The sequence below is a fragment of the Trinickia camelliae genome, from assembly GCF_053525655.1.
Genome location: NZ_JBCHAA010000006.1, coordinates 164710 through 188591, shown reverse-complemented (window position 1 = coordinate 188591; position 23882 = coordinate 164710). Strand labels below are relative to the sequence as shown.

Annotated in this window: 18 protein-coding genes and 1 tRNA gene; 13 read left to right on the top strand and 6 right to left on the bottom strand. The window is 63.8% G+C overall.

The genetic code is table 11. The features are described from left to right. The first annotated feature begins 4 nt into the window (after positions 1-4). From AAHK20_RS12740 to AAHK20_RS12730, 3 genes are all read left to right on the top strand, one after another. Positions 5-745, top strand: coding sequence for a 4Fe-4S dicluster domain-containing protein (locus AAHK20_RS12740; protein ID WP_449181812.1), 741 nt, complete (start codon positions 5-7; stop codon positions 743-745). Positions 746-781: 36 nt separating this feature from the next. Continuing rightward, positions 782-1744 carry a dimethyl sulfoxide reductase anchor subunit family protein gene (locus AAHK20_RS12735; protein ID WP_449181811.1) on the top strand — a complete coding sequence of 321 codons (963 nt, stop codon included), beginning with the start codon at positions 782-784 and terminating at the stop codon, positions 1742-1744. Positions 1745-1831: 87 nt separating this feature from the next. Continuing rightward, positions 1832-1987 carry a hypothetical protein gene (locus AAHK20_RS12730; protein WP_175425524.1) on the top strand — a complete coding sequence of 52 codons (156 nt, stop codon included), beginning with the start codon at positions 1832-1834 and terminating at the stop codon, positions 1985-1987. A 29-nt stretch (positions 1988-2016) separates the two neighbouring features. On the opposite strand, the gene AAHK20_RS12725 is transcribed toward AAHK20_RS12730, so the two are convergent. From AAHK20_RS12725 to AAHK20_RS12705, 5 genes are all read right to left on the bottom strand, one after another. Then, entirely contained in the window at positions 2017-2412 is a 396-nt protein-coding gene (locus AAHK20_RS12725; protein WP_449181810.1) for a DUF5594 family protein, read from the bottom strand. An 86-nt stretch (positions 2413-2498) separates the two neighbouring features. Beyond that, on the bottom strand, positions 2499-2861 hold the full coding sequence (locus AAHK20_RS12720; protein WP_449181809.1) for a hypothetical protein: 363 nt from the start codon (positions 2859-2861) through the stop codon (positions 2499-2501). Positions 2862-2969: 108 nt separating this feature from the next. Beyond that, on the bottom strand, positions 2970-3215 hold the full coding sequence (locus AAHK20_RS12715; RefSeq protein ID WP_449181808.1) for a DUF1272 domain-containing protein: 246 nt from the start codon (positions 3213-3215) through the stop codon (positions 2970-2972). A 570-nt stretch (positions 3216-3785) separates the two neighbouring features. Continuing rightward, positions 3786-3860: transfer RNA gene (locus AAHK20_RS12710), tRNA-Arg, on the bottom strand. Between the two features lie 244 nt (positions 3861-4104). Continuing rightward, a complete protein-coding gene (locus AAHK20_RS12705; RefSeq protein ID WP_137331492.1) occupies positions 4105-4287 on the bottom strand; it encodes a rubredoxin in 183 nt (60 codons plus the stop codon). 208 nt (positions 4288-4495) lie between these two features. On the opposite strand from AAHK20_RS12705, the gene AAHK20_RS12700 reads away from it, so the two are divergent. From AAHK20_RS12700 to AAHK20_RS12665, 8 genes are all read left to right on the top strand, one after another. Next, complete coding sequence (locus AAHK20_RS12700; protein WP_449181807.1) at positions 4496-4900, top strand: DUF4399 domain-containing protein; 405 nt, start codon at positions 4496-4498, stop codon at positions 4898-4900. A gap of 164 nt (positions 4901-5064) precedes the next feature. Further along, on the top strand, positions 5065-7002 hold the full coding sequence (locus AAHK20_RS12695) for an ATP-binding cassette domain-containing protein (protein WP_449181806.1): 1938 nt from the start codon (positions 5065-5067) through the stop codon (positions 7000-7002). Between the two features lie 937 nt (positions 7003-7939). Then, a complete protein-coding gene (gene pgaA, locus AAHK20_RS12690; protein ID WP_449181805.1) occupies positions 7940-10015 on the top strand; it encodes a poly-beta-1,6 N-acetyl-D-glucosamine export porin PgaA in 2076 nt (691 codons plus the stop codon). A gap of 18 nt (positions 10016-10033) precedes the next feature. Beyond that, entirely contained in the window at positions 10034-12115 is a 2082-nt protein-coding gene (gene pgaB / locus AAHK20_RS12685) for a poly-beta-1,6-N-acetyl-D-glucosamine N-deacetylase PgaB (RefSeq protein ID WP_449181804.1), read from the top strand. Between the two features lie 50 nt (positions 12116-12165). Further along, positions 12166-13539: a poly-beta-1,6-N-acetyl-D-glucosamine synthase gene (gene pgaC / locus AAHK20_RS12680; protein ID WP_449181803.1), complete on the top strand. Its 1374-nt coding sequence runs from the start codon at positions 12166-12168 to the stop codon at positions 13537-13539. Positions 13540-13554: 15 nt separating this feature from the next. Further along, on the top strand, positions 13555-14010 hold the full coding sequence (locus AAHK20_RS12675) for a hypothetical protein (protein WP_449181802.1): 456 nt from the start codon (positions 13555-13557) through the stop codon (positions 14008-14010). Between the two features lie 25 nt (positions 14011-14035). Next, on the top strand, positions 14036-15865 hold the full coding sequence (gene glmS / locus AAHK20_RS12670) for a glutamine--fructose-6-phosphate transaminase (isomerizing) (protein WP_449181801.1): 1830 nt from the start codon (positions 14036-14038) through the stop codon (positions 15863-15865). Between the two features lie 11 nt (positions 15866-15876). Continuing rightward, positions 15877-17211, top strand: a complete 1335-nt coding sequence (locus tag AAHK20_RS12665) for a hypothetical protein (protein WP_449181800.1) — start codon at positions 15877-15879, stop codon at positions 17209-17211. A 224-nt stretch (positions 17212-17435) separates the two neighbouring features. Here the strand turns inward: AAHK20_RS12665 and AAHK20_RS12660 are convergent, their stop codons facing one another. Further along, positions 17436-18509, bottom strand: coding sequence for a two-partner secretion domain-containing protein (locus AAHK20_RS12660; protein WP_449181799.1), 1074 nt, complete (start codon positions 18507-18509; stop codon positions 17436-17438). Positions 18510-18727: 218 nt separating this feature from the next. Between AAHK20_RS12660 and AAHK20_RS12655 the strand changes: the two genes are divergently transcribed. Together AAHK20_RS12655 and AAHK20_RS12650 are read left to right on the top strand one after the other, a co-directional pair. Continuing rightward, on the top strand, positions 18728-21511 hold the full coding sequence (locus AAHK20_RS12655; RefSeq protein ID WP_449181798.1) for a UPF0182 family membrane protein: 2784 nt from the start codon (positions 18728-18730) through the stop codon (positions 21509-21511). A gap of 324 nt (positions 21512-21835) precedes the next feature. Next, on the top strand, positions 21836-23821 hold the full coding sequence (locus AAHK20_RS12650) for a DNA topoisomerase IV subunit B (protein ID WP_449181797.1): 1986 nt from the start codon (positions 21836-21838) through the stop codon (positions 23819-23821). Positions 23822-23882 lie beyond the last annotated feature (61 nt).

Sequence of the window (23882 nt, the reverse complement as noted above, 5' to 3'; positions counted from 1 at the left end):
AGCAATGACTCAGATGGCCCTCGTGATCGACTTGAACGTGTGCGTCGGATGCCACGCGTGCGTGACGAGTTGCAAGGAATGGAACACGTCGGGCGAGGCGGGCAGCCTCGCGGATTTCCGGCCCTACGACGACGACCCGTCGGGGACGTTCTTCAACCGCGTGCAGACCTACGAAACCGGCGTGTTTCCGCTCACCGACACGATTCACTTCCCGAAATCGTGCCTGCATTGCGAAGACCCGCCGTGCGTACCGGTGTGTCCGACCGGCGCCAGCTACAAGCGCAAGGAAGACGGCCTTGTGCTCGTCGACTACGACCGCTGCATCGGCTGCAAATACTGCTCGTGGGCCTGCCCCTACGGCGCGCGCGAGATCGACGAGAAGCGCCATGAGATGACGAAGTGCACGCTGTGCTCGGACCGCATCAACAACGAGGCGCTGCCCGAGCGCGACCGCAAGCCCGCCTGCGTGCTCGCGTGCCCGACTTCGGCGCGGCTCTTCGGAGACATCCACGATCCTGAGTCGACGGTGTCGAAGGCGATCCGCGAGCGCGGCGGTTATCAGTTGATGCCGGAGTGGGGCACGCGGCCTTCGAATCACTACTTGCCCAGGCAAAAGACGGAATCGACGTCGTGCGGCGGGGGCTCGTGCTCGTGCAAATCGGCGGGCGACGCCCAGGATGTGTCGATCGACGCGCAGCTCGAGCGAGGCCAGTTGAACCTGGCATCGGCGGCGACGCGCGTGTGATAGCGGCTGGTCAATAAGGATTGGGAGTCAACGAAGATGAGACCTGCTTTCTCGGTGGTGTTCCTGACGACGCTTTGCGGCGCCGCACAGGGATTGTTGATCGCGCTTGTCGGCGTGGAAGCCGCCGGGCGGCTCGGCTGGGCTGCGACCAATGCGATGACGTCGCAAAGTTTCTATGTCGTGGGCGCGGGCGTGTCGGTCGCACTCGGCGCGCTGGGCCTCGTCGCATCGTTTTTCCACCTCGGACATCCGGAGCGCGCGTGGCGCGCAATCGCGATGTGGCGCACGTCGTGGCTGTCGCGCGAGTGTCTGGCACTGCCCGCGTTCCTCGCTTGCGCGTTCGCGTATGGCGTCGCGCACTGGATCGGTTCGCCGTACGCGCTCGCGATTGGCGTGCTCGGCGTGCTGGCGGGCGCGGTGCTCTTCGTCTGCACGTCGATGATCTATGCGTGCCTGCGCTTTCTGCAGGAATGGGCGACGCCGCTCACGCTGGTCAACTTCGTGCTGCTCGGCTGCGCATCGGGATTCACGCTCGCCGCGGCATGCTCGGCGTGGCTCGCGCCTGCGCTGGTCGGCGCGCTAGCGCCGTGCGCTTGCGTGCTGACGCTGGCGGGCTGCGCGAGCCGGGTCGCGTCGCTCGCGCGCAATGCGCGGCTGCGGCCGAAGTCGACGCTGGAAAGCGCGACCGGCATCAAGGGCCCGAACGTCGTCCAGAAGTCGCGCGGCTTCACCGCCCAATCGTTCAACACACGCGAGTTCTTTCACGGCCAAACGGCGCGCACGGTGCAGACCATCAAGTGGGCGTTCTTGCTCGGCGGATTCGCGGTGCCGTTTGTGCTGACGGCGTTGGGGGCGGCGGCATCGTCGTCGGTGGCGTCGTCGATCGCGCTGCTCGGCGCGGCGTTCGTCATCCAATACGCGGGGCTCGTCGCGGAGCGTTGGTTCTTTTTCGCCGAAGCGCGCCATCCGCAGAATTTGTACTACGGACGCGCTTCGTGAACGTGGCGCGGGTCGCAAAATAGATCGCCTGGCGGCAGCAACGCTCGTAGAATCGAGACAGCCGCCGTCAGATTCAGGGAGACTGCTATGCCTGATTCATCCATCGGTTTCATGCTGACGCTTATCGTCTTCGTATGCGCCGCGTTTCTTGTTGCGACGCGGTATCAGACCGAACACCCGTTGAACGACTTGCGGCGCTGGCTCGGTGCGCATCATCCGCAATGGATGCATAGGCGGCATTGAGAAAGCAGGGCGGCCAGAGGCCAGAGACGTCAGGCGCCGAAGTCGAGGCCGCCGATCAGAATGGACGGTTCGTCCTGGGTGCGCGTCGCGAAGTCGATCGATCGCGCGTCCTGCCAATTGCGCAGCTTGCGAGGAATCGCGTTGAGGTAGCGCTGAAAGCGCGTGCGGCCCTCGGGGGTCGTCAGCAGGCTTTCGATTTCGTCGTCATCCCATGTCAGGTCGACATTGAGTGGATGAGAGAAGTGCCTCACGTGCTCGTGCGCGTGCTCGCTCATCTCCCCGAATAAGCGGACTCGCGTCGGGCGGCCAGCGCCTTCGGACGAGATGATTTTCGCGCGCACTTGCGCGTCGAACAGACCAGTGATCGTCTCCGCGATGCGGGGCGCAAATTCGGTTTCGAAACGGCGGACAATCGCGACATCCATGTATGGGCTCTCCGTGCGTCGGCAGATGCTAGCACGGGGATGGGCCGCGATTCGTCCTGATACGTCCGGCTAATTCGTCCTGTCAGCTAGCGGCTCGAGCCGCCACCGCCGCCTCCACTACCACCGCCGCCGTGACCGCCGCCATGGCCACCCCAGCCGCCGCCGCTCGTCCAGACGCCGCCATGGCCGCCGCCGTGACCCCAGCCTCCGCCCCAACCGTGCCCGTGACCGCCGTCGTGGTCATGATCGTGGTCGTGATCATGGTGGTCGAAGAAGCAGCAGCTGCCGCCGCCGATGCCGACTGCACCGTATGCAAACCCCGGCTCGTAGTCCGGGCCGTAGCCGTAGTAGCCGTCGGGGTAGTAACCGTAATCGGGGTAGCCGGGAGCCTCCGCGACGCAGCCCGCGAGGGCGGAAGCTAATCCGAGGATTGCGATGAGCCTGAACATGATTTCGCTCCCATCTATCTTCTAAGAAAGGAAAAACGGGAGCGGAGTTCGACGGGAATTGTGTCCGGAGGTTACTGGCAGGTGGATGGCGGGAATATGGCAGCGCGCTTAACGTCGCTGCGCGCACTCCGGATTGAAGACGCGTTCTGTCGATGGCGGATTGTTCGCGAGCTTGTTCGCCGGACGGCGCGGCCGCGCGACCAGCTCGCCGCCGCAATTCGGGCAGGTGCCGTGAAGCACATTCGTCACGCAGTCGATACAGAACGTGCATTCGAACGAGCAAATTCGCGCGTCGGCGGACTCCGGGGGGAGGTCTTTGTCGCAGCATTCGCAGCTTGGTCTAAGTGCCAGCATCTAGAGACTCCTGAGCGTAAAGTGGTGAGGGAGCAACGCGTGCGATACGGTACATCGAAGGCGATATGACGGGACTGCCAATTTCGTGTCTTTCCCCGATTTCCGGAATGTTTTGCGTGTTCTGACCGTTTAGTTTAGGTGCCCCGCTCGGGCTCGAATTGCTTCGTTCCTTCGCAAGGGAGGTGCGCCATGTCCTCGATTCGGTCTTTGAAGCTATTGCTGGTCTTCCCGCTCCTGTTTGTCGTCGCCGGATGCGCGCACGAGGATAGCGTCTCGTCGCAGCCCACTCAAACCGCGGTCGTGTTGCCCGCTGGCGCCTGTCAGGCTTCCGATGGAGGAATCGTCGCGGAAGGCACCATTGTCTCCCGGTGCGCCGTGCCGGGCACGGGCATCACGGACTGTCCGCGGTACATCTGCAAGCGATGCACCAGCGGCGCTTGGGGCGGGGAATACACCTGTCTATACCGATGAGCCGACGGATTCGGCGAGGTACTTCCGGACAGCAAAAAGCCCCGCGGTCGTAAAACACGCGGGGCTTCTAAGAAGCTGGGAACGGCTGCGAAGCGCATTTGGTCCCCCCGACAGGAATCGAACCTGTATCTAGCGCTTAGGAGGCACTTGTTCTATCCATTGAACTACGGGGAGAGGACCGTTTTCGCGACCAAGCTCGGCAACGATGAACTGCAGCTTAGTCTTGCTTCGCGGATTCGCAATGCCGGAGCGTCCGGCGTTGGCAGCGAGCGCAGAGTATAGCAAATCCCTTTAGCGCCAAGCGGCCCCGGGGGTGCTTCGTCCGCAGACGCTACCTGCTGGATCACAGGCGCAAATCAGCAAACTTCACCCCTCGACGGAATACTCTTCAAGCTCGCGTGTTCTGTGTCGTACCGGCTCAGAACTCGACCGCCGCAAACTCGGCCTTGGTCACGTCGCATTCCGGACACCGCCAGTCTTCGGGAATGTCGGCAAAGCGGGTGCCCGGCGCGATGCCTTCGCCGGGCAGGCCGTCTTGTTCGTTGTAGACCCAGCCGCAAATCAGGCAGACCCAGCTTTTGTATTCGATGACTTCGCTCACGGAATTCTCTTTCAAATGAATGCTTTGGAACGCTCTGGCCCTTCGTGACGACGTCGGGCAAAACGCGCGATTTTACCGGATTCCGCGAGGGAGCCCGCGTGCGCAATTGCCGCGGCGCCCGAGCGCGAATCGGCTTTCTAGCTGAGTCAGTCTATTTTGCAAGCCCGGTGTATGCTGACCACCGGCTTGATTCCACCTGGAGAAAACGATGTTGAAAAACAAATGGATCACAAGCGCAGTGTTCGCGGGCCTGCTCGTGGCGTCGGCCGCGGCGCGGGCTGACTCTCGCGTCTTCTTCGTCGCGCCGAAGGACGGCGCGACCGTGACAAGCCCGGTGCACGTGGTGTTCGGGGTCGAAGGCATGACGGTCTCGCCGGCCGGCACGTTGACGGAAGGCACGGGCCACCATCATCTGATCATCGATGGCGGGCCGGTGCCGCAAGGCACCGTCGTCCCCGCCGACGAGACGCATATCCACTACGGCAAGGGGCAGACCGAGACGGACGTGACGCTGCCGCCGGGCGACCACACGCTGACCATGCAATTCGCCGACGGCGCGCATCGCTCGTATGGTCCGCAAATGAGCCAGACCATCACGGTTCATGTGAAGTAAGCCATACGGCCGCTCGTCATTCCATGCGGCGGCCGTGTCTTTTTGGGGCGCGCGCGGCTCGTGCGCGCTCGTCCTATGTGTCCTATGTCTTTAGGCACCCCCGGCCGCGCATCGCGCGACCGGTACAATGAGCGTTTTGGTTTTCTCCTAAAGCCGCTCTCCCCATGTCGCTTTATTCCATCACCGGCGCGCAGCTCGCGTTCGGTCACGTCGCGCTGCTCGATCACGCGGATTTTTCGCTCGAAGCCGGCGAGCGCGTCGGCCTGATCGGCCGCAACGGCGCCGGCAAATCGTCGCTGCTGAAGATCGTCGCGGGGCTCACGAAGCCCGATGACGGCCTCGTCACGCGTCAGCAGGATCTGTCGACCATCTATGTGCCGCAGGAGCCGGAGTTCGATGCGGACGCGTCGGTGTTCGATAGCGTCGCGGCCGGCCTCGTCGACGCGCGCGCGCATCTCGACGAATTCGACGCCGTCGCGCACAAGCTCGCGGAAACGCCCGAAGGCGCCGAGCACGATGCGCTGCTCGCGCGCATGAACGCGCTGCAATCGTCGCTCGATGCGCACGACGCCTGGAGCTGGCGCACGCGCGTCTCGACCACGCTCGCGCAAATCGGCCTCGACGGCGACGCGCGCGTGGGCGCGCTCTCGGGCGGGATGCAAAAGCGCGTCGCGTTGGCCCGCGCGCTGGTCGCGCAGCCGGACGTGCTCTTGCTCGACGAGCCGACCAACCACCTCGATTTCGACGGCATCCGCTGGCTCGAGGAGCTGCTCGCCTCGCAGCGCGCCGGGCTCTTCTTCATCACGCACGATCGCGCGTTCCTCGACCGCGTGGCGACGCGCATCGTCGAACTCGACCGCGGCCGGCTGCTGTCGTACCCCGGCAATTTCTCCGCTTACCAGACGCGCAAGGCGCAGCAGCTGGAAGTCGAGCGCGTCGAAAACGAGAAGTTCGACAAGCTGCTCGCGCAGGAAGAGGTGTGGATTCGCAAGGGCGTCGAGGCGCGCCGCACGCGCAGCGTCGGCCGCATCGCGCGGCTCGTGCAGATGCGCAACGAGCGTGCCGAGCGGCGCAACGTGCAGGGCAACGTGAAGCTCGACGTCGGGCAGGGCGAGAAGTCCGGCAAGATCGTCGCCGAGCTGACCGACGTGGTGAAGCGCTACGGCGCGCGCACGGTGGTCAACCGCTTTTCGTCGACCGTCATGCGTGGCGACAAGATCGGCTTCGTCGGACCGAACGGCGCGGGCAAGACGACGCTCCTCAAGCTGATCCTCGGCGAATTGGCGCCCGACGAAGGCACCGTCAAAGTCGGCACGAACCTGCAGGTCGCGTACTTCGACCAGATGCGCGCGCAGCTCGATCAGGAAAAGAGCCTCGCCGATACGATCAGCCCCGGAAGCGACTGGGTCGAAGTCAACGGCACGAAGAAGCACGTGATGAGCTATCTGGGCGACTTTCTGTTCGCGCCGGAACGCGCCCGGTCGCCCGTGAAGTCGCTCTCGGGCGGCGAGCGCAACCGGCTCTTGCTCGCGCGTCTCTTCGCGCGGCCCGCGAACGTGCTCGTGCTCGACGAACCGACCAACGACCTCGACATCCCCACGCTCGAACTGCTCGAAGAGCTGCTCGCCGACTACGACGGCACGGTGCTGCTCGTGAGCCACGATCGCGCGTTTCTCGACAACGTGGTGACGTCGGTGATCGCGTCGGAGGGGGCGGGGAACTGGCGCGAGTATGTCGGCGGCTTCACCGATTGGCAGGTGCAAAGCGAGCGCTCGCAGCAGATCGCCGAGCAAGCGGCTGCGAAGGACGCGGCGAAGGAAGCCCCCGCGGCCAGCGCGCCGAAGGAAAGCGCCGCGGGCCGCAATGCGCAGCGCACGGTCAAGCTGTCGTTCAAGGAGCAGCGCGAGCTGGAGGCGCTGCCCGAGAAGATCGCGGCGCTCGAGGCCGAGCAAAAGACGATCGGCGCGCAGCTGGAAGACGGGTCGATCTTCGCAAAGGACCCGCAGGAAGGCACGCGTCTCACCGAGCGCTACGCGGCCATCGACGACGAACTGTTGCTTGCGCTCGAGCGCTGGGAAGAGCTGGAAGGCAAGCGCAAGTAGTAGGGCGCGCCTAGTGGGGCACGCCACCTGCGGCAAGCGCGGCACACCAAGAGCGGCAGCGGCGCAAAGACGATCCGCTTGATGCTCCGCACTGTGCGATGCCGAACGGCGCGATCGCGTGTTCATCGCTAGCGCTTAGAAGCTGAGCTGAAGCCAGGCGACGGAAAAGACGCTCCGTCGCCCGGCTTCGAGTTCGCGTTTGCAACTAATTAGAAACCCGTATCAAGTTGCGAGCGAGCGGCGCGACATTCCTCTGACACAACATCGAGAGCGCCCACGTCCAGTGGGTCTCTCCGCTTTTTTCAGCGACATCGCATTTTTTCCACGCTGCATTGCCGCATGAATCCGGTCTGCGGGCCAGCGCACAAAGCTCTGGATATACAGCATGTCTTTTGCCTTCGATAAGGGCTCCGACACGTTACACGCTCTTACTCGATCGACGCGTTTCGAGTGGTTTCGGCTCAACGTTGGGTCATCGGAGAGCGAAAATTCCGATAAGAATGATTCCACTCCCTTCCGGCCGCGAAATGATCGATAACGCTTCGCGTTGATCGTTTGCCGTGAGGATGTTCTTTCTTCGACGTCGCAATTCCAATCACTTTCTACTGGACGTCAACGAGACGCCGTAGCGTTCCCGCTCCCCTCATCGTTCAGCGCTGAAACGTTTTTGCCCGTTTCTGCTGCGCTGCAGAGCGGCCATTTCCGCCAGACCTATACGCCAAAAGGTCTGACTACTTGCTGGTACAGACCTCGCTTACTGCGTCGCGGCAATAAACGGCGGCGCGCCCGGGATTGGGTAGCGCTCGCCGCATAAAACGGCTTCAGCGCCGGACAAAAGATTTCCCGTAGTCATTTCTTGGTGGGACGCCACGATTTCGATCGTTCGGCGCCGGGGACTCGCTTTGTCTGGACAGTTGCGCCCAACTGGCGAGGACCCATGAAAGCTACACGCACAAGCGGCACGAGTGGCACCCGAGGCACGAAACGCAAGCGCCGCAGCGCGAGCACCGCACGCACCGCACTCAAGGCAACCGCCTTGTTGCTGGTGCTCCTGGCGCGCGACTACTGCGCGGCCGACCCGGCTATCCCGCCCGCAACGGCTCGCAAGGTCGAGGAAGGCGTGGTGCTCACCGAGCGCGATCAGGTTCGGCGGCAAGTGTTCGAGCTGGCCGGCGCCGGCTCGCCGCAGCTCGCGCTGGAACAGGCCAAGCAGCGCCCCGACTCGTTCGCGGTCAAGGACTTGCTGCAAATCGAAGCGCTCGTCGTCGCGAACGAGGTGCATTGGGGCCGTCAGCAAGCGCTGGCGTCCGACGATGCCGACCGCCTCGCGCAAACCACGGCGGCGCTGAAGCACATAGACGCATTGCTCGCGCGCATCCCCGATGGCGACGACTATGCCGACGTGCGCCGCTCGGTGCAGGCCGAGCGTGTCGAAGCGCTGCAGGGTCTCGGGCGCATGAAGGATGCGATCACGCAGTACGAAGAGCTGCTGCCCGCCAACGAGCCGCTGCCTGCGCGCACGCATACCGCGGCGGGCGACGCTTACACCTACCTCGACAGTCCTAAGCAAGCCGCCCGCGCCTACGAGCTCGCGCTGAAGACGCCGCTCGATCCGATCAAGCCGTCGACCGAGCCGCATGCGCTCAAGCGCATCGACGTCGAAGAGGGGTTGTTCTTCTCCTACCTCGACCAAGGCCGTTTCGACGAAGCAAAGGCTTTCCTGCAGTCGATCAAGAAGACGACGCCGGTCTACGCCGATCTGTCCGACGACCCCGAGGAAGTGAGCGAGGACTACGGCCGCGTGAAGAAGCTCGAAGCGCAATACCTGCTCTACACGAACCGCACGAAGGAGGGCGTCGCCGCGCTCGACGACTTGCGCAAGGACGCGCCGTTCGACCCGTCGCTGGTCTCGGCGCGCTCGGATGCCGCGCTCGTGCAGGAGCGTCCGCATCAAGCCGAAAAGCTCTACCAGGACACGCTCGTCGATCACCCCGGCGATATCGAAACGCTAGCGGGCCTCGGCAAGACCGAGATCGAGCTCAATCAGTACGATCGCGCCGCGGCGATCAACGCCGAGTTCACCGACCGCTTCCCCGACAGCAACACGGTCAAGAATTTTCAGCGCGACTTCGAGGCCTACAAGAGCCCGCAGTTGATCGTCGAAGGCAACGGCCAGAAGGGCAACTCGACGCTCGCCGACAACGACTGGGGCGTCGACACGCAGCTCTACTCGCAGCCGATCGCCAACTACTGGCGCGTCTTCGCGCACCAGTTCAGCGGCCGCGCCGACACCGGCGACGGCGACAGCGTGAGCCGCATTCGCAACGGCGTCGGCGGCGACTTCCGCTACTACGGGTGGGATGCCGCGGCCGAAGTCGACCACTCGACCGGGCCGACCGGCTACACGGGCGTGGCGGGCACCGTCGCGTTCCAGCCGAACGACCACTGGAAGTTTTCGACCGGCATCGACACCAACGACAACTCGCTGCCGTGGAAGGCCTACCAGGCGGGCGTCACGGGCCGCACTGCGAGCGCCGACGCGCGCTACCAGTTCGATGACTACCGCTACTTCGATCTCGGCTACGGCGTGTCGCGCTACAGCGATACAAACCTGCATCAGCAGTGGAACGGCACCTGGTACGAGCGGCTCTTCAACACGCCGAAGTACGAGATCTCGACGTGGGTCGATCTCGACACGAACGGCAACACGCTCGCGAACACCGCGTACTTCAACCCGCACCGCGACATGACCGCCCAGATCACGACGATGTTCCAGTGGACGCCGTGGCGCAACGTCGACCGGCAGTTCAGCCAGCGCGTCTACGCGACCGTCGGCGGCTACCGCCAGACCGATGTCGGCAACTCGATGCTCTGGGAAGTGCGGCTGGAGCAGGCGTGGCAGCTCGGCACGCATTCGTCGCTCGCGTATGGCGTTGGCGTCGCGAGCCAGCGCTTCGACCACAGCCGCGAGACCAGCAAGCTTATCTATCTCAACCTCAACGTTCCGCTCTAACCGGCCACTCCCACGATCATGGACAAGCTCCTCACTCGCCGCCGCTTCCTCGCTTTTGCCGCCGCGATGTCCGCGGCGCCCGTCGCCCATGCGGCCCAGGCTGGCCTCGGGCTCGACCTCTTGCCTCCGCCCGACCAGGACGACGGCCTCACGTTCCGCGTGATCGCGATCCACGACATTCGCGACGACCTGATGGCCGATATCGGCTCGGTGGCCGACACCTGCGCGATCAGCACCACGACGTTGAACACGATCTTCGCGTGGCTCAAGGCGAAGGACTTCCATCCGGTGAGCGTCGATCAGATCGTCGCATCGCGCAACGGCGGGCCGCGTCTGCCGCCGCGCGCGGTGCTGATCAGTTTCGACGATGCGTACACGAGCCAGTACACGAAGGCGTTTCCGCTTCTGAAGGCGTACAACTATCCGGCGATGATCGGCGTCGTCACGCGCTGGACTGAAACACCGGCGGGACAGCCGGTCAGGATCAGCCGCAAGTCGCTGATGCCGCCGGGCTACTTCATGAGCTGGGAGAGCCTGCGCGAGATGGCCGATTCGGGCTTGGTCGAGATCGCCTCGCACACGCACGACATGCACCACGGCGCGATCGCGAATCCGCAGGGAAACGAATTGCCGGCTGCGAGCGCGCATCTCTACGACGCAAGCCTGAAACGCTACGAGACCGACGACGAGTACCTTTCGCGCATCCATACAGACCTCGGACGCAGCGTCGCCTTGATCCAGCAGCACACGGGCGTGAAGGTGCGCTCGGCCGTCTGGCCGTACGGCATGTACAACGCCGCCTTGATCCAGGCGTCGCAGTCGCTCGGCATGCAGACGCACTTCACGCTCGACGACGGCCCGAACACGCCCGACGTGCCGCTCACGAAGATTCGCCGCTTGCTGGTGTCGTACGACTGGGACGTCGGCACGATGATCGGCCAGTTCCGCGTCGCGCGCGCGTATCGCGGCGAGCACGATCCGGTGGAGCGCGTCGTCGATGTCGCGCTCGACGACGTGTACGACCCCGATCCCGCCAAGAGCGAAGAAAAGCTCGGACGGCTGCTCGACCGCATCAAGGACCTCGAACCGAAATCGGTCTATCTGCAGGCGTATTCGGACCCGAGCGGCACGGGTTTCGCACAGGCGCTGTACTTCCCGAACCGGCATATGCCGATGCGCGCCGATCTGTTCAACCGCACGGCGTGGCAACTGATCACGCGCGCCGGCGTGCAGGTGTATGCGCGCATGCCGCTGCTGTCGTTCGCGCTGCCCGAAGGGCATCCGGCGGCGGCGCACGTGGTGCAGACCTGGCCGGGCGTGGTCGTGGCGAGCGATGCGGACGCGAGCTTCGCTGCCGCGCGCCTGCCGCGCCTCTCGCCGTTCGACGCCGACGCGCGCGACGTGATCGGCGACATCTACGACGACCTCACGCGCTACGCGAGCTTCAACGGCGTCGTGTTCGGCGCGGACGCCACACTCTCCGAATACGAGGATGCGAGCGAAGCGGCGCTCGCCGAATACGCGACCTGGGGACTGCCCGCCGACCTCGGCCAGATCCACGCCTCCGACGCGCTGAAAGCGCGCTGGTCGCGCGCGAAGACCGCGCATCTGGTCGCGTTCACGAAGTCGCTCGCCGACCGTGTTCGGGCGTACCAGGGCGGCGGCAACGTGCTGACGGTGAGAAGCCTGCCGGCGCTCGCCGCGCTCGATGCCAACGCGGACCGCAAGTACGCGCAGAACCTCGACACCTTCATCGCGAACTACGACTTCGTCGCGCTGGCGGCGCATCCGGGCAAGGCCGGCGAGCGCACCACCGACGCCTGGCTCGACGCGCTCTCGCAACAGGTGCTCGACCACGCCGGCGCCGCGAAAAAAACCGTCTTCGAACTGCCCACCGTCGAGCGCCGCGCGGATGGCGGCACGCAAGCGGTCGCCACCGAAACGTTGCGTGCGCAACTGAAACGCCTGAACGCAGCGGGCGTCGTGCATCTCGGCTACGCGACCGACGACTTTCTCGACAACCGTCCCGACACCGTCGCGCTGCGCGACGTGATGTCGATCCAGAACTCCGTGCGGCTGAAACCGGGCATGGCGGTCTGATGGCCTGGCGCGCTTCGTAAACCCGCGCAAACAACAACAACGAGGAAACCATGAAAAACGTGCTGGGAGTGATTTCGAACTTCGTCTTCTACTACCCGCTTCTGATGGCGTACCTGTGGATGATCGGCGGCTTGCTGCATTACTTTCTGATCGAGCGCCGCGAAGCCCACCAGAAAGCGAGCGACACGCTCGACGAATATCCGAAAGTCGCCGTCGTCGTGCCCTGCTACAACGAGGCCGACAACGTGCGTGAAGTGATCGCGTGCCTCGACAAGCTCGACTATCCGAACTACTCGATCATCGCCGTCAACGACGGCAGCCGCGACGCGACGGGCGCGATCCTCAACGAGCTCGTCGACCTCTATCCGAAGCTCGTCGTGATTCACCAGAATCAGAACGAGGGCAAGGCGATCGGGCTCACGACGGCCGCGATGCTCACCGACGCGGAGTTCCTGATGTGCATCGACGGCGATTCGCTGCTCGACGCAGAAGCGATCCGCTGGATGCTGCCGCACTTCCTCAAGGACCCGAAGGTGGGCGCGGTGACCGGCAACCCGCGCATCCGCACGCGCACGTCGCTGCTCGGACGGATGCAGGTGGGCGAGTTCTCGTCGATCGTCGGGCTCATCAAGCGCACGCAGCAGATGTACGGACGCATCCTGACGGTCTCGGGCGTGGTGTCGATGTTTCGCAGGAAGGCGCTTCGCGAAGTCGGCTACTGGAGCTCCGACATGCTGACCGAGGACATCGACATCAGCTGGAAGCTCCAGACCAACGACTGGCTGATTCATTTCGAGCCGCGTGCGTTGAGCTGGATTCTGATGCCCGAGACGTTCCGCGGCCTCTATAAGCAGCGTCTGCGCTGGGCGAAGGGCGGCATCCAGGTGCTCTTCAAGTACGCGAGCGCGATCGTGCGGCGCCGTCAGGTCTTGATGTGGCCGATCTTCATCGAATACGCCGTCAGCATCGTGTGGGCGTACTGCATGCTGCTCACGATCGCGTTGATGGTCGCGACCGCGCTCGTCACGCTGCCCGAGGCGTGGCGCTTCGCGATCGTGCCGCGCGGGGCGGGCGTGTTCCTGTTCGCCACCTGCTGCCTGCAAATCCTCATCGGCTGCCTGCTCGACCGCCAGTACGACGCGCGGCTCTTGCGCTATTTCATCGACACCGTCTGGTACCCGATCGCCTTCTGGGCCATCAGCATGATCGCGGCCGTCATCGCGCTGCCGAGCGTGCTGCGCCAGCGGCGCGGCAAGCGCGCGCGCTGGGTCAGCCCGGATCGCGGCATCCGCGCGAGCGGGCCGCCCGCGGCCGCGAATGGGTTGGCAATCGTCGCCGCAGACGCCGCGAACGACGACCAGTCGCACGATCAAGCGCAACACCGCAGTCCACTCGATGCAGGTCCGCATCGGCAACTTTCCTAACCAGGAGGCACAGTCATGGATTTCCCGATCATCGATGTATCGAAGCAATCGGTGCAGCAGTTCGAAACGGAGTGCAGCCACGCGAAGGCCGTGCGCTATGTCGCGTGGTATCGCGTGATACGGCCGGCGCTCGTGCTGGGCATGTGGCTGTTCGGCGCGTGGTACGTCAACTGGTGCCTGTCGCATGCCAGTGCCGAGGAACTGTCGTTGCGGGCGTTTCTGCCGAGCATCCTCGGCATTGCCGCGATGGCGTGGACGCTGTCGCTCTGGACGCTCTTTCGCCGCGTCGAGCGCCATCTGAACCCGGTGCGCCAGGAGCGCGTGCCCGATGTGGCGCCGCCCGTCACGGTCTTTCAATACGAACTCGGCGACGGCGCCGCGCGCTGCATGGTCGCCTATCACGACGACGACGGTTTCATCTCGCACGTTATGTCCATGTCGGACCACATCAAGCAGGCCGAAGCAGCCTAACGAACACGTTACGGGGGAATGCATCATGTGCGGAATTGTGGGAGCCGTCGCGGCATGCGACGTGATGTCGGTGCTGACTGAAGGCTTGAGACGCCTCGAATACCGCGGCTACGATTCGTGCGGCGTCGCGGTGCTGCAGGAAGGCGAGCCGCGGCGCGTGCGCAGTGTCGCGCGCGTCGCGGACCTGGCGGAACAAATCGGCCGCGAGGGATTGACGGGGACCATCGGCATCGCGCATACGCGCTGGGCAACGCACGGGGCACCGGTCGCGGACAACGCGCACCCGATCTTCTCGTGCGGCGAGATCGCGCTCGTGCACAACGGCATCATCGAGAACCACGAAACCTTGCGCGACGAGCTGAAGGGGCTTGGCTATGTGTTCGAATCGGATACCGATACGGAGGTCATCGCGCACCTCATTCACTACACGCGCGCACACGGCGCTTCGAGCGACCTCGTCGCGGCCGTGCAGTGCACGCTGCGGCGGCTGCGCGGCGCTTATGCGATCGCGGTGTTCGCGAAGGATGAGCCGCATCGCGTGATCGGCGCGCGCGCGGGCTCGCCGCTCGTGGTCGGTTTCGGCGACGACGGCAACTACCTCGCCTCCGACACGATGGCGCTCGCGGGCACGGCCGAGCATTTCATCTATCTGGAAGAGGGCGACATGGTGGTGCTCACGGCCGACGCTGCACGCATCGTCGATCGCCAGGGCGCGAGCGTCGAGCGCGAGATCCGCGTGCTCGCGGCGAGCAGCAGTGCGACCGATCTCGGTCCCTACCGGCACTACATGCAGAAGGAAATCTTCGAGCAGCCGGGCGTGATCGCGGACGCGACCGAAAGCATCCGCAAGATCGTGCCGGACCTGTTCGGTCCTGACGCCGAGCGCGTGTTCTACTCGATCGAATCGCTGCACATCGTCGCCTGCGGCACGAGCTACTACTCGGGGATGACCGCGAAATACTGGTTCGAATCGATTGCGGGGCTGACGACGCAAGTCGAAGTTGCTAGCGAGTACCGCTACCGCGACAGCGTGCCGAATCGCAAGACGCTGTTCACCGGTATTTCGCAGTCGGGCGAGACGGCCGATACGCTGGCCGCCATCAAGCACGCGCAGCAGCTTGGGCACAAGTACACGCTTGCGGTGTGCAACGTTCCGCACAGTTCGCTCATGCGGCAGACGATGCTGCAATACCTGACGAGCGCGGGGCCCGAGATCGGCGTCGCGTCGACCAAGGCGTTCACGACTCAGCTCGTCGCGCTATTCGTGCTTGCGCTGACGCTTGGCAAGGTGCGCGGACGGGTGTCCTCGACGCAGGAGGCCGAGTACCTCCACCAACTGCACCACTTGCCCGCCGCGCTCAACAGCGTGCTCGCGCTGGAGCCGCAGATCATCGCGTGGGCCGAAGCGTTCGCGCGCAAGGACAACGCGCTCTTCCTCGGCCGCGGACTGCACTATCCGATCGCGCTGGAGGGGGCATTGAAGCTCAAGGAGATTTCATACGTGCATGCCGAGGCGTATCCCGCAGGCGAGCTCAAGCATGGGCCGCTTGCGCTCGTCACGGGCGACATGCCAGTCGTCACGATCGCGCCTAACGATGCGCTGCTCGAGAAGCTCAAGTCGAACATGCAGGAAGTGCGTGCGCGCGGCGGCGAGCTATACGTGTTCGCCGACGCCGATTCGCAAATCGCGAGCAGCGATCACGTGCACGTGATCCGCATGCCCGAGCACTACGGCAAGCTCTCGCCGATCCTGCATGTGGTGCCGCTGCAGTTGCTCGCGTATCACACGGCGTGCGTGCGAGGTACCGATGTCGACAAGCCGCGCAATCTCGCGAAATCGGTGACGGTCGAGTGAGGGGGGATGCTATGCGCAGACTGCTTGTTGTTTCCGTTGCCGCCGTAGCAGCTTGCGCAGGGGCGGTTCCCATCGCGACGACCGCCGTAGCGGCGGCGGTCCCATCCACCGTAGCGACGGCCACCGTACCGACCGCCGCTTCGACCGGGGACACCGCTCACTCGCACGCCCATGCTCACGCCCGCGTGGTGGCGCGCGCCGACGCGCGCCTGCGCGTGCCGCAGGGCGATCTGCGCGCCTATATGCACGGCATCGGCGCGGCATCCGATGGGCACGGCGGCACCTATGTGTTCTTCAGCAGCTCGGGCTTGCCGCCGCACGGAGCAGGGCGCGACGGCAACTGGACGCATGACGTCTATGTCGCGCACTGGTCGCCCGAGCAGCCCAAGCTCTCGAAGCCGCGCGTGTTCATCCACCGGCCCGAGGCGCAGGAGCCGGTATCGATCGCGCAGAGCAGCAGCGGCAACATCATGGTGACGTTCGAAGACGGCTGGAACACGCCGGACGAAGTGAGCCAGCGCTACGGCGTCTACTCGCGCCTGCTCGGGCCAGTGCGTCCGTATCCGATCGACGTCAAGGCTGGAGGGCACTCGGGGCATGCGGCCGCGGTCGGTTCGCGCTTCGTCGTCTTCTACTCGGATGACTGGGTCGACGGCGGCGGCGTCGACAATCTCGGCACTGGACGCGGCGTCTACGTGAAGACCTATGACGCGGACGGCGCGCTCTTGAACTTCGTCCCCGTTGCGCCCTACGTGCGTGAGTGGTGGCCGATGATCGCCGCGTCGCCGACGCGGGCGCTGCTCGTCTGGCAGCAATACGTGAACGGGCAGACATACGCGCAGTTGAAGGTGGCGGTGTTCGATCCGGTTGACGGCACGTTGAGCGAGCCGCATGTGATTGCGCCGCATTTGCAGTACTACACGTATGCGGCGGCTTATGTGCCTGCGCTTGATCGCTTCGTGGTCGCCGCGAGCGATGCGAGCGGACACGGCTTCGCGCAATTGATCGACGAAGACGGTGCGCCGGTGGCGACGCTCGCGTGTATGCCGTCGACAGTGCGGGAAGCGGGGATCGCGGTGATCGGCGATCGGGCGTTTACGCCGTCGCAGGATGGGCGTTTGCTTGAGTTGAAGCTGAGTGCGTCGTCGATCGAACTTGAAGCGACGCAGCCGTCGCCAATCAAGTGGTGGTACATGGGGAACTTGGGGCTCGCGCGTTCCGATTCGCGTTTGCACTGGGTCTCGTTGAGTCCGTATGGGCTGCAGGAAGCGGACTTCGATCTCGCTGCCATGCAGCCTCCAACGGCCGCAGACCAGTGCCAGCGGCAGAAGACGGCGGCGGAGTGATGCGGTAGTGGCGGGGGGCATTGCCATGCCAACTACCTTGATCGTGTTGGAGATTGGAAACGGAGTGATCGAGCTTTGATGCAAAGATCGCTTCAGGGGCCGGTCCCAACAGCAAGCGTAAGGCTGCCGCGGCCCCGTTTAGCTAGTCATTGGAGATGCAGGCGCCAATTCCACTTGTTTATACGCTATGGCATCAATCAAGTGTGCTGGTGCCGCGCATCGCACTACCTCACGATGTTTGGTTCGTTCGAGGTGTAGATACGTGTGCCATGGCTCCAATCGTATTCGCCGGAGCCGTAATACCAAATAGACGGCACTTCCACCCATGCGCTATCGGTTGTCGACATTTTTTTCGCGAAGATCTTGAACCTAGAATCAGAGAGAAGGATTCCGTCAAGTGTCACGTTCGAGGCACGGATTTCCGCTCCTACTCCTGAGATTAAACCGCCCGCTATGATTTCACTTGGGCCGGAATTATAAAAGGCCGTTTGAAGGCTAACGATGCCGTAAAGCGGCCTATCCCACACATCCCGACTCAAGCTCGATGCCTCAAGCGTGCCCGTGTTATTGATCACGCTGCGAGTTGCCCAATCGCGAGCCCAAGCGGTGAGCCTGATATCGCCGTCGTCGGTTTTGATGCTTCCGCTATTTCGGACGGTGGCGTCGAGACTGCCCTTGTTGTATTCGGCGGTCAGGTGAGAATCACTGAAATCGAGGGCGATGTCGTCAGCGGAGGCCAATAGGACGTCGCCGCCGCTACTCGTGATCGTGCCCAGATTCTCAACTGTCTTCGAACCAAGCAGAGCAACGGATTCCCGAGCGGTGATCTTGCCGTTATTCGCAACTCTGCCTTGGCCACCTCCGGAGAAGTTCAGTCTGTTGGCCTTGAAGTCGTCGTCGGTAATGTTGAGCGAAGAGGCGAACAGGGCGCCGACGTTGACTTTGCCGGTTGGCCCAATAACAACGCCGTTCGGGTTGACGATGAACACACGGCCATTGCCATTCAACGTACCGAGAATGGAAGTCGGGTTAGCCGAGTTGACGCGATTGAGGACAGCGGCCGTCGAGCTACGCTGCACGAAATTCAGCGTCTCGTTCCGGGCCACATCCATGTTGTCCCAGTTGACAATGAGCTTGTTGGTGGTTTGGGTGACGGTGGCGGTATTGCCGTCTTTGCTGATGCTGCCAGATCCGCTTCCGGGGACGATGGCGCCAGTGCCGACAGCGTGAGAGTTGACAGCAGCCACCAGGGAACCGGCCAAGACGGCCAGGCGAATCTTTACGGGTATATTTTTCATAAGGTTGTTCGCATAGTTCAATATTTACACTGCGCTTTCATTATGAGTCATTTCGGATCACTAAAAAATCAGGCGAATCTGAATGGCTTTAGCCAATTGGCATAAAAGCGATCCCGTACTTATGAGCGCAGAATCTCGTCAAAGCCGGACTGACCTGCCCCCTGCAAATAGGTCCTGGCTAGTATGATGATGTCCGAAGTGCCAAGGGAGCACGGAAGATGCGGACGAAAGCGAAGTCGGGCGCACGCGTGAGACGCAACGTCATCGCCGTTGCGGCGGTGGTCTTCTGCTTGATAGTCATCGGGCGCATCACCGGCATCCTGGTCGATTGGCTGTGGTTCGGCTCGATCGGCTACGGAGCCGTGTTCTGGACGGCCTTCTGGGCGAAGCTGTCCGTCTTTGCCGCCGTGTTCGCGGCGTCGGCTGCGGCGATCGCGGCGTCGGGCTGGGTCGCGCATCGCTATGCGAGGCCGGTCGATGCCATGCAAGTGATTGACTCATCCGAGTACGCGCCGCCCGACCTCGCCGAAATGGCAAGCCGCATCGCGCCGCGCGTTCCCTGGCGCCTCGCCATTACCGGCGCCGCCGTCCTGATCGGCCTTTTCATCGCCACGAGCAAAATCTCGAACTGGGACATCGCGCTGCGCTTTCTGCACCAAGTGCCGTACGGCGCGCGCGATCCGATCTTCGCCAAGGACATCGGCTTCTATCTTTTCTCGCTGCCCGTTTTCATCGCGCTCAAAAACTGGCTGTTGCAGCTACTGTTTTTCTGCACGATCGTCGCGGCCGCCGTCTATGCCCTGCGCGGCGACATAGAATTCGGACCAGCGCCGCGCTGGCTTTCTCCCGCCGCCGCAGCACACGCCTCGGCGCTGCTCGGCGGGTTCTTCGCGCTGAAGGCATGGTCGTATGCGCTCGACCGCTATCTGCTGCTGTATCGCGACAACGGCGTTGTCGTCGGCGCGAGCTACACCGACATCCACGTCGAACTGCCGGTGCTGTGGCTGCTGATCGGAATCGCCATTGCGGCGGCTGTCGCGTCATGGATCAACATGCACCGGCGCGGCTGGCGGATTCCCGCCGCGTCAGCGGTGGCGCTGTTCGGCGGTTCGTTCTTGCTTGCGGTGATCTATCCGGCGCTGTTCGAGCGCTTCTACGTGAAGCCGAGCGAGCTGCAGCTGGAGGCGCCCTTCATCGCGCACAACATCGAACTGACGCGACTGGCTTACGGCCTGAACAAGATCGAGGTCAAACCGTTTCCGGCCGAGGAGGGATTGAACGTCGCGTCGCTCGAAGCCAATCGCGCGACCATCGACAACATCCGCCTCTGGGACGTGCAGCCGCTCATGAGCACCTACGCCCAGTTGCAGGAGATCCGCACGTACTACAAGTTCTTTTCGGTGGACATCGACCGCTACCGGCTCGACTCCGGCTATCGGCAGGTGATGCTGTCCGCGCGCGAGCTGGACTCGTCGCTATTGCCCGAGAACGCGCAGACCTGGGTGAACCTGCATCTGCTGTTCACGCATGGCAATGGCGTCGTGATGTCGCCGGTGACGGAGAAGTCCACCGAAGGATTGCCGTCGCTCTATCTGCAGGACATTCCACCCGTCACGACCGGCGGCCCGGCCATCAGCGAACCGCGCCTCTACTTCGGCCAGGGCGATCAAGGCTATGTGATCGTGAAGGGCAGCACGCCCGAGTTCGACTATCCGAAGGGCAAGGACAACGTCTACACGAGCTACAGCGGACGCGACGGCGTCGCTATCGGCGGCATCGCGCGGCGCACGCTCTTCGCGTGGCAGCTCGACGATCCGAACATCCTCCTGACCGGCTACATCACGAACGAAAGCCGGATTCTGCTCCACCGCAACATCCAGGATCGGGTGTTGACGATCGCGCCGTTTCTGACGCTCGATCGTGATCCTTACATCGTCGCGAGCGCGGGGCGTCTGTACTGGATTCAGGATGCGTACACGACGAGCCGCTGGTTTCCCTATTCGAAGCAGGGTCTCGCCGACGGCTCCAACACCATCCGCAACTCGGTCAAAGTGGTGATCGACGCGTACAACGGCACCGTCGATTTCTACGTCAGCGATCCGGCCGATCCGATCCTCCGGACGTATCAGCGGATCTTCCCGAGCCTCTTCAAGCCGCTCGATGCGATGCCTGCGGACCTGCAGCAGCACATCCGCTATCCGGAAGACTTGTTCTTGATCCAGGCGCAGCTCTATCGCGCGTACCACATGGACGCGCCGGAGGTGTTCTACAACCGCGAGGACCTGTGGCAGTTCCCGCGCGAGCTGGCCGGCATCGACGACGGCAATGCGGCCGCCGGCGCGCCGATGACGCCGTACTACACGATCATGCGGTTGCCCGGCGAGTCGAAAGCCGAGTTCGTGCTGATGCTGCCGATGGTGCCGAGCCAGCGCGAGAACATGATCGCGTGGCTCGCCGCGCGCTGCGATCCGCCGGAGTACGGCAAGCTCGTCGTCTATAGCTTCCCGAAGGAAAAACTCGTGTTCGGGCCGTTCCAGATCGAGGCGCGCATACAGCAGAACACCGAGATATCCCAGCAAATCTCGCTCTGGAACCAGATGGGCTCTCGTGTGATTCGCGGGCATTTGCTGGTCGTGCCGATCGATAACTCGATCCTTTATGTGTCGCCGCTTTATTTGCGCGCGTCGTCGGGGCAACTGCCGGAGTTGAAGCGCGTGATTGCCGCTTATGGCGATCGCGTCGTGATGGAGGAGACGTTGAGCCAGGCGCTGGCCGCGCTGTTCAAGGAGACGGCGCCGGCTACCGGGGCGCCGTCTGGCGGTGCGCCAAGCGCGGCGGCCGGTTCGGGCAACGCCCAGGCGCGCGATGCCCTCGATCACTACAACCGCGCGTTGGAGCGACTGAGGGCGGGCGACTGGAGCGGGTTCGGCGCGGAGCTGGACGCGCTCGGGCAGTCGCTTAAAGCCCTCGGCGGGGGAAGCAGCAGGCCGGCGCAGCCCTGAGAGAGGCTGGATCGTCGCAAAATTCGCCGGGCCTTCAATACGTAAGGCCGGGACGCCGAGCGCGCCTCGGCCATTTGCCAAATTGCCCCCCATCCCGAAACCAGTAAAATACGCCGCGACTCGTGCGAAGCGGACTTTGCGCGGGTGGCGGCGCGTTCCACGCTTGCCGGTCAAGCGCGCAAGCACAGTCAGCGCGCTCATTTCCAGCGCACGCCCGCCATCCCGTTGTTCCGATTCGCCTTTTTAGAAGTTTCAACGGATTGTCCACGCAGATGTCCACACAGCCTGTGGACAACCGCATGTCAGCAGAACCCAAGAGAAGTCATGTCCACGAAAAAGCCAAGCGCTGCCTATAGCGAAGCGTCGATCAAGGTGCTCAAGGGCCTGGAGCCGGTCAAGCAGCGGCCCGGCATGTACACGCGCACCGAAAATCCGCTGCACATCATTCAGGAAGTCATCGACAACGCCTCCGACGAGGCCCTCGGCGGCTACGGCAAGCAAATCACGGTGACGCTGCATACCGATGGATCCGTGTCGGTCGAAGACGACGGCCGCGGCATCCCGTTCGGCCTGCATCCCGACGAGGGCGTGCCGGTCGTCGAAATCGTTTTCACGCGCCTGCACGCGGGCGGCAAGTTCGACAAGGCCGCGGGCGGCGCCTACACGTTCTCGGGCGGTCTGCACGGCGTCGGCGTCTCGGTGACGAACGCGCTTTCCACGCAGCTCGACGTCACGGTCTGGCGCGACGGCAAGATTGCCGAGATCGGTTTTGCCAACGGCGACGTCGTGAAGCCGCTCGAAACGCGCGCCGCAGCCCGCGGCGACAAGAAATCCGGCACGCGCGTCACCGCGTGGGCCAACGCGAAGTACTTCGATTCGCCGAATCTGCCGTTGGGCGAGCTGCAGCGCCTGTTGCGCTCGAAGGCGGTGCTGCTGCCGGGCGTCGAGGTCGTGCTCGTCAACGAGAAAACCGGCGAGCGCCAAAGCTGGAAGTATGAGGACGGCCTGCGCGGCTACCTGCTCGAAGGCATGGCCGGCAGCGATCTGCTGATTCCGCTCTTCGAGGGCGAGCGCTACGCCGAAAACTCGCGTTCGAGCGAAGACACGTTCGCCGAAGGCGAGGGCGCGGCGTGGGTCGTCGCGTGGAGCGAGGAAGGGCCGCTCACGCGCGAGTCCTACGTGAACCTGATTCCGACGCCCGCGGGCGGCACGCACGAGTCGGGCTTGCGCGATGGTCTTTTTCAGGCCGTGAAGAGCTTCGTCGAGCTGCACAACCTGCAGCCGAAGGGCGTGAAGCTGCTCGCCGAAGACGTGTTCGCGCGCGTGTCGTTCGTGCTGTCGGCGAAGGTGCTCGATCCGCAGTTCCAAGGGCAGATCAAGGAGCGTTTGAATAGCCGCGACGCGGTGAAGCTTGTGTCGTCGTTCGCGCGTCCGGCTTTGGAGCTGTGGCTGAACCAGCACGTCGAGCACGGCAAGAAGCTCGCCGATCTCGTCATCAAGCAGGCGCAGGCGCGCACGCGCGCCGGCCAGAAAGTCGAGAAGCGCAAGAGTTCGGGCGTGGCCGTGCTGCCGGGCAAGCTCACCGACTGCGAATCGACCGATATCGTGCGCAACGAGCTCTTCCTCGTGGAAGGCGACTCGGCGGGCGGCTCCGCGAAGATGGGCCGCGACAAGGAATACCAGGCGATCCTGCCGCTGCGCGGCAAGGTGCTCAACACCTGGGAGACCGAGCGCGACCGCCTGTTCGCGAACAACGAAGTGCACGACATCTCGGTGGCGATCGGCGTCGATCCGCACAATCCCGACGACACCGTCGATCTCTCGAATCTGCGCTACGGCAAGATCTGCATTCTCTCGGACGCCGACGTCGACGGCGCGCACATTCAGGTTCTGCTGCTCACGCTGTTCTTCAAGCACTTCCCGCAGTTGATCGAGCGCGGCCATGTGTGCGTGGCGCGTCCGCCGCTCTTTCGCGTCGATGCGCCCGCGCGCGGCAAGAAGCCCGCGCAGAAGCTATATGCGCTCGACGAGGGCGAGCTCGAAGCGATCCTCGACAAGCTGCGCAAGGACGGCGTGCGCGAAACGCAATGGACGATCAGCCGCTTCAAAGGCTTGGGCGAGATGAGCGCGGAGCAGCTGTGGGACACGACGATGAATCCCGATACGCGGCGCCTGCTGCCGGTCGCGCTCGGCGAGCTCGACTTCGACGCGACGGTCGCGCGCATGACGATGCTGATGGGCAAGGGCGAAGCGGCGTCGCGCCGCAGCTGGCTCGAAGAGAAGGGTAACGAGGTGGAAGCGGATATCTGAGCGGGGCCGAACGCCTTCGCGGATTCACCGCACACCACCCACCTGAACACGGACACGAATT

Bases quoted from the DNA above. Each gene is read 5' to 3' on its own strand.
- AAHK20_RS12740 (WP_449181812.1), top strand. From the start codon at position 5: ATGACTCAGATGGCCCTCGTGATCGACTTGAACGTGTGCGTCGGATGC.
- AAHK20_RS12735 (WP_449181811.1), top strand. From the start codon at position 782: ATGAGACCTGCTTTCTCGGTGGTGTTCCTGACGACGCTTTGCGGCGCC.
- AAHK20_RS12730 (WP_175425524.1), top strand. From the start codon at position 1,832: ATGCCTGATTCATCCATCGGTTTCATGCTGACGCTTATCGTCTTCGTA.
- AAHK20_RS12725 (WP_449181810.1), bottom strand. From the start codon at position 2,412: ATGGATGTCGCGATTGTCCGCCGTTTCGAAACCGAATTTGCGCCCCGC.
- AAHK20_RS12720 (WP_449181809.1), bottom strand. From the start codon at position 2,861: ATGTTCAGGCTCATCGCAATCCTCGGATTAGCTTCCGCCCTCGCGGGC.
- AAHK20_RS12715 (WP_449181808.1), bottom strand. From the start codon at position 3,215: ATGCTGGCACTTAGACCAAGCTGCGAATGCTGCGACAAAGACCTCCCC.
- AAHK20_RS12700 (WP_449181807.1), top strand. From the start codon at position 4,496: ATGTTGAAAAACAAATGGATCACAAGCGCAGTGTTCGCGGGCCTGCTC.
- AAHK20_RS12695 (WP_449181806.1), top strand. From the start codon at position 5,065: ATGTCGCTTTATTCCATCACCGGCGCGCAGCTCGCGTTCGGTCACGTC.
- pgaA (WP_449181805.1), top strand. From the start codon at position 7,940: ATGAAAGCTACACGCACAAGCGGCACGAGTGGCACCCGAGGCACGAAA.
- pgaB (WP_449181804.1), top strand. From the start codon at position 10,034: ATGGACAAGCTCCTCACTCGCCGCCGCTTCCTCGCTTTTGCCGCCGCG.
- pgaC (WP_449181803.1), top strand. From the start codon at position 12,166: ATGAAAAACGTGCTGGGAGTGATTTCGAACTTCGTCTTCTACTACCCG.
- AAHK20_RS12675 (WP_449181802.1), top strand. From the start codon at position 13,555: ATGGATTTCCCGATCATCGATGTATCGAAGCAATCGGTGCAGCAGTTC.
- glmS (WP_449181801.1), top strand. From the start codon at position 14,036: ATGTGCGGAATTGTGGGAGCCGTCGCGGCATGCGACGTGATGTCGGTG.
- AAHK20_RS12665 (WP_449181800.1), top strand. From the start codon at position 15,877: ATGCGCAGACTGCTTGTTGTTTCCGTTGCCGCCGTAGCAGCTTGCGCA.
- AAHK20_RS12660 (WP_449181799.1), bottom strand. From the start codon at position 18,509: ATGAAAAATATACCCGTAAAGATTCGCCTGGCCGTCTTGGCCGGTTCC.
- AAHK20_RS12655 (WP_449181798.1), top strand. From the start codon at position 18,728: ATGCGGACGAAAGCGAAGTCGGGCGCACGCGTGAGACGCAACGTCATC.
- AAHK20_RS12650 (WP_449181797.1), top strand. From the start codon at position 21,836: ATGTCCACGAAAAAGCCAAGCGCTGCCTATAGCGAAGCGTCGATCAAG.